The organism is Pseudomonas sp. S3(2024), assembly GCF_036861315.1.
GTDB classification, from domain to species: domain Bacteria; phylum Pseudomonadota; class Gammaproteobacteria; order Pseudomonadales; family Pseudomonadaceae; genus Aquipseudomonas; species Aquipseudomonas putida_A.
Map to the genome: position 1 here is coordinate 961,495 of NZ_JAZAQQ010000002.1, position 8,810 is coordinate 970,304.

Sequence of the window (8,810 nt, forward strand, 5' to 3'; positions counted from 1 at the left end):
CTCCTTAAGCGATTTTCAGCAACGGTTTGATTTGCGTACCGAACAGCGGCGCGGCGCGTTCGGCGGCCAGGCGAATGCGCGCTTTCAGCGGTTCGCTGGTGATCTGGTAGTCGGCGAAATCGGCTTCGGTGGCGTAGACCCCGATCGGCAGGGTCACCGCCTGGAAGAAACTGAACAGCGGCCGCAACTGATGATCGAGCACCAGCGCATGGCGCTCGCTGCCGCCGGTGGCGGCAAGCAGCACTGGAGTGTCGATCAGCGCGTTGAGGTCAATCAGGTCGAACAGATGCTTGAGCAGGCCCGGGTAGGAACCGCGATACACCGGCGCGGCGACGATCAGCAGATCGGCCTGTTCGATGGCTTGCAGTTCGGCTTCGACCTCGGCGCTCAGCTCCTGACGCGACAGGGCACCACCCAACGGGCGGGCGATGTCACCGAGTTCGATCAGATGACTCTCGACCGGCAAGTGCCCGGCCAGTTCGGCCAACAGCGCTTGGGTCAGCACCAGCGTGCGCGATGGACGCCAGGTGCCACCGGAGAGGGCGACGACTTTCAGGGGACGCGACATGATCAGTTCCTTTTTATCAACAGTTGCTCAGCGAGCAGTGAGTAAGTGCCAAGGCTTGAGCAAGCGCTGTACCAATTCCTGAGAGGCCCGGTTTACTTGGGCCTTAGCGCTATGGTGTGAGTGGGTTGTGCAGATATCAGGCGGGTTTGTTGATCTGCTGTTGCCTGGGCAACAGTTGCTGGAGCAACAGTTGTTCGCCGCGTGCAGGGATTTATAGCGGCTGCTGGTTATTCCGCAAAAGAACGTTAATCGATATTTATATATCGTTAGGAGATATAGCGCCGATCAAGCTGAAATCCTGATAGCCACTATTGAGAGCGTTGATTTTTGCCCGGGCGGGCGCGGGCGTAGCCTTTGTCCATCGACTACTAATGCTCGCCAGGACGCTCCCCATGAATCGTTTATTGACTGTTTCGCTGCTGCTCGCTGTCTCCGTACTCGCCGGTTGCGCGACCCATGTTTCCCCCGAACAACGGCCGTACACCGCCGAAGAATCCCGCGAACTGGCAATGGAAGCGCTGAACCGCAGCGGCTTGTCTTTCGACGAATATCACGCGAAGAAAGCTGCACTGCTGGGCGAATCGCAATTCGACAAGAAAGCTGAAATGAGCGCCGGGCGAGCCATACAGCTGCACGGTCGTCCAAGCTAATCGCAAACTGTACTGCTTGAATTTTCGCGTAACTGTCCGTGGGTTCGCCGGCCGCCGTGCGATAGGGTCAACACCTGAATGACCCTGACGGATTGCCCCATGACCCTCTCGCTTGATCTGCTGTTGGGCTTTGCCCTGTTTGCCCTTGTCACCTCGATTACACCGGGGCCGAACAACACCATGTTGCTGGCGTCGGGCGTAAACTTCGGCTTCAACCGCACCATTCCTCACATGCTCGGCATCACCTGCGGCTTCTTCGTTTTGGTGGTCGCCGTGGGTTTCGGCCTGGGCGCGGTGTTCCAGACTTACCCGATTCTCTACACGGTGCTGCGCTATCTCGGCGCTGCATATCTGTTGTACCTGGCGTGGAAAATCGCCCATTCGGGGCCGGTGGGTGAGGGCGTGGAAGGCGAGGCCAAACCGATCAGCTATCTGGGTGCCGCCGCGTTTCAGTGGGTCAATCCCAAGGCCTGGATCATGGCCATCGGCGCGATCAGTACTTACACGCCGATGCAGGGTTACTTCACCAACGTGGTGGTGATCGCCGCGGTGTTCGCCATCATCAACCTGCCCAGCGTCGGTGTCTGGGCAGCGTGCGGCACGCTGCTGCGTAACGTGCTCAAGGACCCGCGCTGGTTGCGGGTGTTCAACTGGGGCATGGCGGCGCTGTTGGTGATTTCGCTGTACCCGTTACTTCTCGAAAGCTTTCACTGACGCATTGCTTCAACCGCCGGCCCGATGCCTGTTAAGCTCGGCTTCAGGAGCGTTCCTACGCACTTTTAAATGAAGTTGTTCTTCTTTAACGGCATCCGATCAGGTATTGATGACGGTCTCGAACCCAGGCGCAGCTCACAAGGCTGCGCTGTGCCGTTTGCAGACACGAGCCTCCTGATCCCGGAACACGCTCTGCGAGTCTTTTATGAAAAAACGTCCGTTGTATTTCGATTACGCCGCCACCACCCCGGTGGACGAGCGGGTCATCCAGGTGATGATCGATTGTCTGGGTTTTCACGGTAACTTCGGCAACCCGGCGTCCAGCTCCCATGCCTTCGGCCAGCAGGCCCGGCACACGGTCGAGCAGGCCCGGCGACAAGTCGCCGAACTGGTGGGCGCCGAGGCCGCGCAGATCGTCTGGACCTCCGGCGCCACCGAGTCCAACAACCTCGCCCTCAAGGGCGTGGCCCAGGCCCGCGGGGTTGCCGGCGGCCACATCATTACCAGCCAGATCGAACACAAAGCCATTCTCGATACTGCCCGGCAATTGCAGGATGCCGGCGTCGCGGTGACCTATCTGGTGCCGGACGCCGAAGGCCTGATCACTCCGCAGGCGGTCAGCGAAGCAATGCGCGACGACACCTTTCTGGTATCGCTGATGCTGGTCAACAACGAACTCGGCACCCTCAATGACATCCCAGCCATCGGTGAAGTCGTGCGTGGCCGTGGCGCGTTGTTCCATGTCGATGCCGCGCAGGGCGCCGGCAAAGTGGCGATCGATCTGCAGCAGTGGCCAGTGGACTTGATGTCGTTTTCTGCGCACAAGCTTTACGGTCCCAAGGGGATCGGCGCGTTGTTTGTCGGCCCGCGCGCGCAGCAGCGTTTGCAGGCGCAGATTCATGGCGGCGGTCATGAAGGCGGGCTGCGCTCCGGGACCCTGGCGACGCATCAGATCGCCGGCATGGGCGCGGCATTCGCCTTGGCGGCTGCCGAATTCGATGCCGAGAAAAAGTCCATCGTGGCGCTGCGTGAACGGCTGCTCGAACAGTTGCTGAGTCTGCCGGGCGTACGCCTCAACGGCAGCGCCAGCCAGCGCATCGCGCACACGTTGAGCCTGACCTTCAGCGAAGGTGAATTCAACAGTGCGGCCTTGAGCCAGTCGATCGCCTTTTCCGCGACCTCGGCCTGTAACTCGGCGAGCAATACGCCATCTCACGTGCTGCTGGCGCTGGGGCACGACGCCCGGCTGGCCGGGCGTACCATTCGCCTGAGCCTCGGCCGTTTCACCACCGCCGCCGATGTCGATCGGGCGGCAGAACTGATCAAAAGCGCCTGCGCCAGTGCCCCGGCATTCTGGGCGACAGGGCTTTAACCAGCCGGTTTCACGGCTACGAACAATAACGATGAAGTGATTGGCAGGAGACATGATGAGTATCCAGACTTTGACCGAAGGAACGGTTCCCCAGCGCCTGGCGCACACCCGTGAATTGATGCGCCGTGAAGGCATTCATGCGTTGCTGGTGCCATCGGCCGACCCGCATCTGTCGGAATACCTGCCGGGCTACTGGCAAGGGCGGCAATGGCTGTCGGGCTTTCATGGGTCGGTCGGCACTTTGATCGTGACTGCTGATTTCGCCGGAGTCTGGGCCGACAGTCGTTACTGGGAACAGGCGACCAAGGAACTCAAGGGCAGCGGCATCGAACTGGTCAAGCTGCAACCGGGTCAGCCGAGCCCGCTGGACTGGCTGGCAGAGCAGACACCCGAAGGTGGCGTGGTGGCGGTCGACGGTGCGGTGATGGCCGTGGCTTCGGCACGTACCCTGAGCAGCAAGCTTGAGGCGCGTGGCGCGCGTCTGCGCACGGACATCGACCTGTTGAATGAAGTCTGGGCGGACCGCCCGAGCCTGCCGAACGCGCCGATCTATCAACATCTGCCACCGCAAGCGACGGTCAGCCGTGGCGAGAAGCTCGCCAAACTGCGTGAGACCCTGCAGGAGCGTGGCGCCGATTGGCACTTCATCGCCACTCTCGACGACATCGCCTGGCTGTTCAACCTGCGCGGCGGCGACGTGTCGTTCAACCCGGTGTTTGTTTCTTTTGCGTTGATCAATCAACAGCAGGCCACGCTGTTTGTGGCCTTGAGCAAAGTCGATGCCGAGCTGCGTGCAGTGCTGGAACAGGACGGCGTGACTCTGCGCGATTACCGCGAGGTCGCCGACGCCTTGCGCGCCGTACCGGGTGGTGCGAGCCTGCTGGTGGATCCGGCGCGGGTGACCAGCGGTTTGCTGGATAACCTCGACAGCGCGGTGAAACTGGTCGAAGGCTTGAACCCGACCACCCTCGCCAAATCGCAGAAGAGCGAGGCCGATGCACAGCACATTCGCAAGGCCATGGAACAGGATGGCGCGGCGTTGTGCGAATTCTTCGCCTGGCTGGAATCGGCCTGGGGCCGTGAACGCATCACCGAACTGACCATCGACGAAAAACTCACCGCTGCCCGCGAGCGCCGTCCGGATTACGTGTCCTTGAGTTTCAACACGATTGCCGCGTTTAACGCCAATGGCGCGATGCCGCACTATCACGCCACCGAAGAAGAACACGCGGTGATCGAGGGTGACGGCTTGCTGCTGATCGACTCGGGAGGCCAATACCTCGGTGGTACTACCGACATCACTCGAATGGTGCCGGTCGGTACCCCGACGGCTGAGCAGAAGCGTGACTGCACGCGTGTGCTCAAAGGCGTGATTGCCCTGTCGCGGGCGCAGTTCCCGAAAGGCATTCTCTCGCCGTTGCTCGATGCCATCGCCCGCGCACCGATCTGGGCGGAAAGCGTGGATTACGGTCACGGTACCGGTCATGGGGTCGGCTATTTCCTCAACGTGCATGAAGGCCCGCAGGTGATCGCCTATCAGGCAGCACCGGCACCGCAAACGGCGATGCAACCTGGGATGATCACCTCGATCGAACCGGGCACCTATCGTCCAGGTCGTTGGGGTGTGCGCATCGAGAACCTGGCAATGAACCGCGAGGCGGGGAGCAGCGAGTTCGGTGATTTCCTCAAGTTTGAAACCTTGACCCTCTGCCCGATCGACACGCGCTGTCTGGAGCCATCCTTGCTCACGCAGGAAGAAAAGGAGTGGTTCAATGCCTACCACGCTGAAGTGCGTGAGCGTCTGAGTCCGTTGCTGGAGGGGGCCGCGCTGGAGTGGCTGAACACGCGCACAGCGGCGATTTGAATGGCTGAAACCCGGGCGCTGTTGGCAGCGTCCGGGTTCTGAGGTTTTTCTAAGCCTGACGCAGGGCCTCTTCGACGAAGTCGAGGCGGTCCTGTCCAAAGAACATCTGGTTGCCGATAAACATGCTCGGCGCGCCAAACACCCCGCGTTTAATGGCTGTTTCAGTGTTGTCCTTCAGGGCTGCCTTGACTGTCTCGTCGTTGGTCAGGGCCAGGACTTCATTGGGATCGAATCCGTGTTCGCTCAAAACCGCAGCGACAGTCTCCGGCTCATCGAGCGGGCGTCCCTCCACCCACAATGCCTTGAACAGGCAATCGATAAATGCGTAAAAGCGTTCCGGTTCGCGCAGTTGTATGCCGGTGACCGCGCGCATCAACATCAGTGTATTGATCGGAAAATGCGGATTGAATTTCAGCGGCACGCCGTAACGTTTGGCGTAGCGATCCAGATCCTGAAACATGTAGCGGCCCTTCGCCGGAATCATTGCCGGTGATGCGTTGCCGGTCGCCTTGAACACGCCGCCGAGCAGCATCGGGATGTAGATCAGCCGGCTGCCGGTATCGGCACAGATCTTCGGCAACTGGGTGTAGGCCAGGTAGGTGGCAGGGCTGCCGAGGTCGAAATAGAACTCCACGGTTTTCGTCATTTTCGCTGCTCTCTGATTATTGTTATGGAGGAGGCGGGGTTTACCAGCGTTCGTTCCACGGGCGCAGATCCAGCTCGAAGGTCCAGGCATCCCGTGGCTGACTGTGCAGATACCAATAGTTTTCGGCGATGTGTTCGGGATTGAGAATACCGTCCTGATCCTTGGTCGCGTACTTCTCGGGGAAACTGTTGCGAATGAAGTCGGTATCGATCGCGCCATCGACCACTACATGGGCGACGTGGATGTTCATCGGCCCCAACTCGCGCGCCATGCTTTGCGCCAGTGCACGGATGCCGTGTTTGGCGCCGGCAAACGCGGCAAATCCGGAAGCGCCGCGCAGTCCGGCGGTGGCGCCTGTGAACAGAATGGTGCCGCGTTTGCGGGTGACCATGCGCTTGGCCACTTCGCGGGCATTGAGAAAACCCGAGAAACAGGCCATTTCCCAGATCTTGAAATACTTGCGCGCAGTTTCTTCGAGAATGCTGCAAGGCACGTTGGCACCAATGTTGAAGACAAACGCCTCGATCGGGCCGAGGCGGGTTTCAATCTCTTCAATCAACGCAATCACGTCTTCTTCCTTGCGCGCATCGCAGGCAAAGCCGTGAGCTTCGCCACCCTCGGCCTTAATCGCCTCGACCAGCGGCTGTAATTTGTCGGCACTGCGCCGGGTGACGCAAGCGATAAAACCTTCCCGGGCAAAGCGCTTGGCAATCGCTCCGCCAGTGGCATCGCCAGCCCCCACCACCAACACGACCTTCTTTTTATTCATCGGGCTATCCCTTTAGTAAACGATCGTTAAGTGAACGAACGTTATGCTAGGATCCGGACAACGTCAAGGCGGTCGATCAAGAGGGCAAGCACATGCGGTATTCCGCCGGTCACAAGCTGGAAACCCGAGAAAAACTGCTGAGCAGCAGCGCGCTGTCAGCCAAGCGTTCGGGCTTTTCCACAGTCGGTGTCGATGGTTTGATGAAGGCTATCGGCCTCAGTGGCGCAGCGTTTTATAGCCACTTCTCGTCGAAAAACGAGCTGTTCACGGCCATCGTCGAGCGTGAACTGTGTCAGAGCCTGGAGCGACTCGGTGGTGGAGGAGGGCAGGATCGCGAGCGGCTGGAACGCTGTCTTAAACAGTACCTGAGCATGGCTCACGTGGAGCAGCCAGAATCGGGCTGTGCCTTGCCGACGCTGGGCGCGGAAATTGCCCGTTCAGACGACCAGGTTCGCGAGCAGGCAGAACTGTGGATTTGTCGGCTGCAAGCCAGTTGGGCGCAGATCCTGGAAAGCGACAGCCTGGCGTGGGCGATTCTGTCGCAATGCGTCGGAGCGTTGGTGGTGGCGCGGATGCTGGTGACGCCGGAGATTCAACGGACGGTTTTGAAATCCAGTCATGAGGAAATCGGGCGTCAGCTGGCTGCTCGACAAGGCGAGCAGCCAGCATGATTCATTTGCAGATGACGATCATGCTGCGGCTGGTATAACCGGCCGGATTAAGACCGAACGGGTAGTCGCCGGGTTCTTCCACGGCGTCCCCTGATTTGGCGATGACTTTGTAGCCCTTTGGGGCGCAGGCATTGGCGGCGCTGGTGTAGCACTTGTCCCAAGAGGACGACAGCCCGGAACAGTTGATGTGCAGCCCTTTTTTACCGTGCTTCACTTGGGTCTTGGCGGTGGCTGCGCACCCCGCTACTGCCAATACAGCGATCAGTATCAAAATTCGTTTCATTACCGTCCTTATGGTAGCCACGAGTCTGGCGCTCGGGTCTGCCTGTATTCGCCTGCGCTTTAAGCGGTTCGATATCCCTGTCCGAAAAAATCCATGCCTGGCACTGAGTTATGGGGCCTTAACATGGCCTAAATGAACGCCAATTGCCAGACCTTCGTCAAATCCTGTTTCAATCTGCCGCTACAACGGGTTTGGCGCTACTGCCCATGGTCATGGTTGCCCCGACGGAAGCCAGAATAATGCACAGGATCGCCATCCATTGTGACAGCGTGAGGTACTCCTGCAGGAATAGCAGCCCGGACAACGCGCCAAAGGCCGGTTCGATGCTCATCAACGTCCCAAAGGTGCGGGCTGGTATGCGGGTGAGGGCGACCATCTCCAGCGTGTAGGGCAAAGCAGTCGAGAGGATGGCGACGCCGATGGCCACCGGGATCAGCGACGGGGTGAGCAATGCCGCGCCGGCATGCACGATGCCGATCGGGGCGACAAACAGTGCGGCAATCATCACGCCCAGCGCCGCGGTCGTCACGCCGTTATCGGCACCGGCTTTTTGGCCGAACAGAATGTACAACGCCCAGCACACGCCGGCGCCCAAGGCATAACCGGCACCAACCAGATCAATTCCCGTGGATGTCGCTCCAGTGGGGATCAACAGCAGTAGGCCGACCGCTGCCAGGGCAATCCAGAGAAAGTCGATTGCGCGGCGCGAGGCATAAATGGCGACGGCCAGCGGGCCAGTGAATTCGAGTGCGACTGCGATCCCCAGTGGCACGGTGCGCAGTGACATATAGAAGAGGAAGTTCATTCCGCCCAGCGCCATTCCGTAAACGATCACCGTGCGCAAGGATTGAGCGGTCAGCCTGGCGCGCCACGGACGCAGGAGTAACAGCATGATCACGCTGGCGAAGACCAGGCGCAGAGTGGTCGTCCCTTGGGCGCCAACCACCGGGAACATGCTCTTGGCCAGAGAGGCGCCAGACTGAATGGATGCCATGGCTATTAATAAGAGGCCAACCGGGAACAGCATTGAGGCCAGAGAGCGAGGTTGGTCAGTCATTGCAAGGCATCATCCGAAGGTGAGAACAGGGTGTTGTTTTAAGTGTTGGGCAATATACTGCGCATTCGCTGACGTTGCATCTATATATAAGCAGGCTTTTTCGGTGCATTGATAGAAAACTGAAATTAACGGTTGACGGCAGATTCAGGAAGTCTATAATTCGCCCCACTTCCGGCGCAGTCGAAACGGAAAACTCCTTGAGATTCAATGAGTTAC

10 protein-coding genes are annotated in these 8,810 nt (G+C 59.5%); 5 read left to right on the forward strand and 5 right to left on the reverse strand.

The genetic code is table 11. From position 1 onward, the window contains the following. Nucleotides 1-4: 4 nt before the first annotated feature. Nucleotides 5-568: an FMN reductase gene (msuE, locus tag VLA07_RS09145; RefSeq protein WP_047599911.1), complete on the reverse strand. Its 564-nt coding sequence runs from the start codon at nucleotides 566-568 to the stop codon at nucleotides 5-7. A 392-nt stretch (nucleotides 569-960) separates the two neighbouring features. On the opposite strand from msuE, the gene VLA07_RS09150 reads away from it, so the two are divergent. The 4 genes from VLA07_RS09150 to VLA07_RS09165 all read left to right on the forward strand — a co-directional run bounded on the left by VLA07_RS09150 (nucleotide 961) and on the right by VLA07_RS09165 (nucleotide 5,168). After that, a complete protein-coding gene (locus VLA07_RS09150; RefSeq protein WP_333989066.1) occupies nucleotides 961-1,218 on the forward strand; it encodes a hypothetical protein in 258 nt (85 codons plus the stop codon). 99 nt (nucleotides 1,219-1,317) lie between these two features. Further along, a complete protein-coding gene (locus VLA07_RS09155) occupies nucleotides 1,318-1,932 on the forward strand; it encodes a LysE family translocator (protein ID WP_003226640.1) in 615 nt (204 codons plus the stop codon). 205 nt (nucleotides 1,933-2,137) lie between these two features. After that, a complete protein-coding gene (locus VLA07_RS09160; protein ID WP_333989067.1) occupies nucleotides 2,138-3,304 on the forward strand; it encodes an aminotransferase class V-fold PLP-dependent enzyme in 1,167 nt (388 codons plus the stop codon). A gap of 55 nt (nucleotides 3,305-3,359) precedes the next feature. Further along, nucleotides 3,360-5,168 (forward strand): aminopeptidase P family protein, encoded by a 1,809-nt coding sequence (locus tag VLA07_RS09165; protein WP_333989068.1) that lies wholly within the window; start codon nucleotides 3,360-3,362, stop codon nucleotides 5,166-5,168. Nucleotides 5,169-5,217: 49 nt separating this feature from the next. Here VLA07_RS09165 and VLA07_RS09170 read toward each other — a convergent pair whose 3' ends face one another. Then, nucleotides 5,218-5,814: a 2-hydroxychromene-2-carboxylate isomerase gene (locus tag VLA07_RS09170; RefSeq protein WP_333989069.1), complete on the reverse strand. Its 597-nt coding sequence runs from the start codon at nucleotides 5,812-5,814 to the stop codon at nucleotides 5,218-5,220. Between the two features lie 40 nt (nucleotides 5,815-5,854). Then, nucleotides 5,855-6,583, reverse strand: a complete 729-nt coding sequence (locus VLA07_RS09175) for an SDR family oxidoreductase (RefSeq protein WP_333989070.1) — start codon at nucleotides 6,581-6,583, stop codon at nucleotides 5,855-5,857. Nucleotides 6,584-6,675: 92 nt separating this feature from the next. Here VLA07_RS09175 and VLA07_RS09180 point away from each other — a divergent pair, with 92 nt between their 5' ends. Then, nucleotides 6,676-7,254 (forward strand): TetR/AcrR family transcriptional regulator, encoded by a 579-nt coding sequence (locus VLA07_RS09180; protein ID WP_333989071.1) that lies wholly within the window; start codon nucleotides 6,676-6,678, stop codon nucleotides 7,252-7,254. A 1-nt stretch (nucleotide 7,255) separates the two neighbouring features. Here VLA07_RS09180 and VLA07_RS09185 read toward each other — a convergent pair whose 3' ends face one another. Next, the gene (locus tag VLA07_RS09185) at nucleotides 7,256-7,537 is read right to left on the reverse strand and encodes a hypothetical protein (protein ID WP_096795010.1); all 282 of its coding nucleotides are present in this window, start codon (nucleotides 7,535-7,537) and stop codon (nucleotides 7,256-7,258) included. 169 nt (nucleotides 7,538-7,706) lie between these two features. Then, the gene (gene rhtA, locus VLA07_RS09190) at nucleotides 7,707-8,594 is read right to left on the reverse strand and encodes a threonine/homoserine exporter RhtA (protein ID WP_096795011.1); all 888 of its coding nucleotides are present in this window, start codon (nucleotides 8,592-8,594) and stop codon (nucleotides 7,707-7,709) included. Between the last annotated feature and the right edge of the window lie 216 nt (nucleotides 8,595-8,810).

Excerpts from the sequence above, each read along its gene's own strand:
- msuE (WP_047599911.1), bottom strand. The coding sequence starts at position 568 with ATGTCGCGTCCCCTGAAAGTCGTCGCCCTCTCCGGTGGCACCTGGCGT.
- VLA07_RS09150 (WP_333989066.1), top strand. The coding sequence starts at position 961 with ATGAATCGTTTATTGACTGTTTCGCTGCTGCTCGCTGTCTCCGTACTC.
- VLA07_RS09155 (WP_003226640.1), top strand. The coding sequence starts at position 1,318 with ATGACCCTCTCGCTTGATCTGCTGTTGGGCTTTGCCCTGTTTGCCCTT.
- VLA07_RS09160 (WP_333989067.1), top strand. The coding sequence starts at position 2,138 with ATGAAAAAACGTCCGTTGTATTTCGATTACGCCGCCACCACCCCGGTG.
- VLA07_RS09165 (WP_333989068.1), top strand. The coding sequence starts at position 3,360 with ATGAGTATCCAGACTTTGACCGAAGGAACGGTTCCCCAGCGCCTGGCG.
- VLA07_RS09170 (WP_333989069.1), bottom strand. The coding sequence starts at position 5,814 with ATGACGAAAACCGTGGAGTTCTATTTCGACCTCGGCAGCCCTGCCACC.
- VLA07_RS09175 (WP_333989070.1), bottom strand. The coding sequence starts at position 6,583 with ATGAATAAAAAGAAGGTCGTGTTGGTGGTGGGGGCTGGCGATGCCACT.
- VLA07_RS09180 (WP_333989071.1), top strand. The coding sequence starts at position 6,676 with ATGCGGTATTCCGCCGGTCACAAGCTGGAAACCCGAGAAAAACTGCTG.
- VLA07_RS09185 (WP_096795010.1), bottom strand. The coding sequence starts at position 7,537 with ATGAAACGAATTTTGATACTGATCGCTGTATTGGCAGTAGCGGGGTGC.
- rhtA (WP_096795011.1), bottom strand. The coding sequence starts at position 8,594 with ATGACTGACCAACCTCGCTCTCTGGCCTCAATGCTGTTCCCGGTTGGC.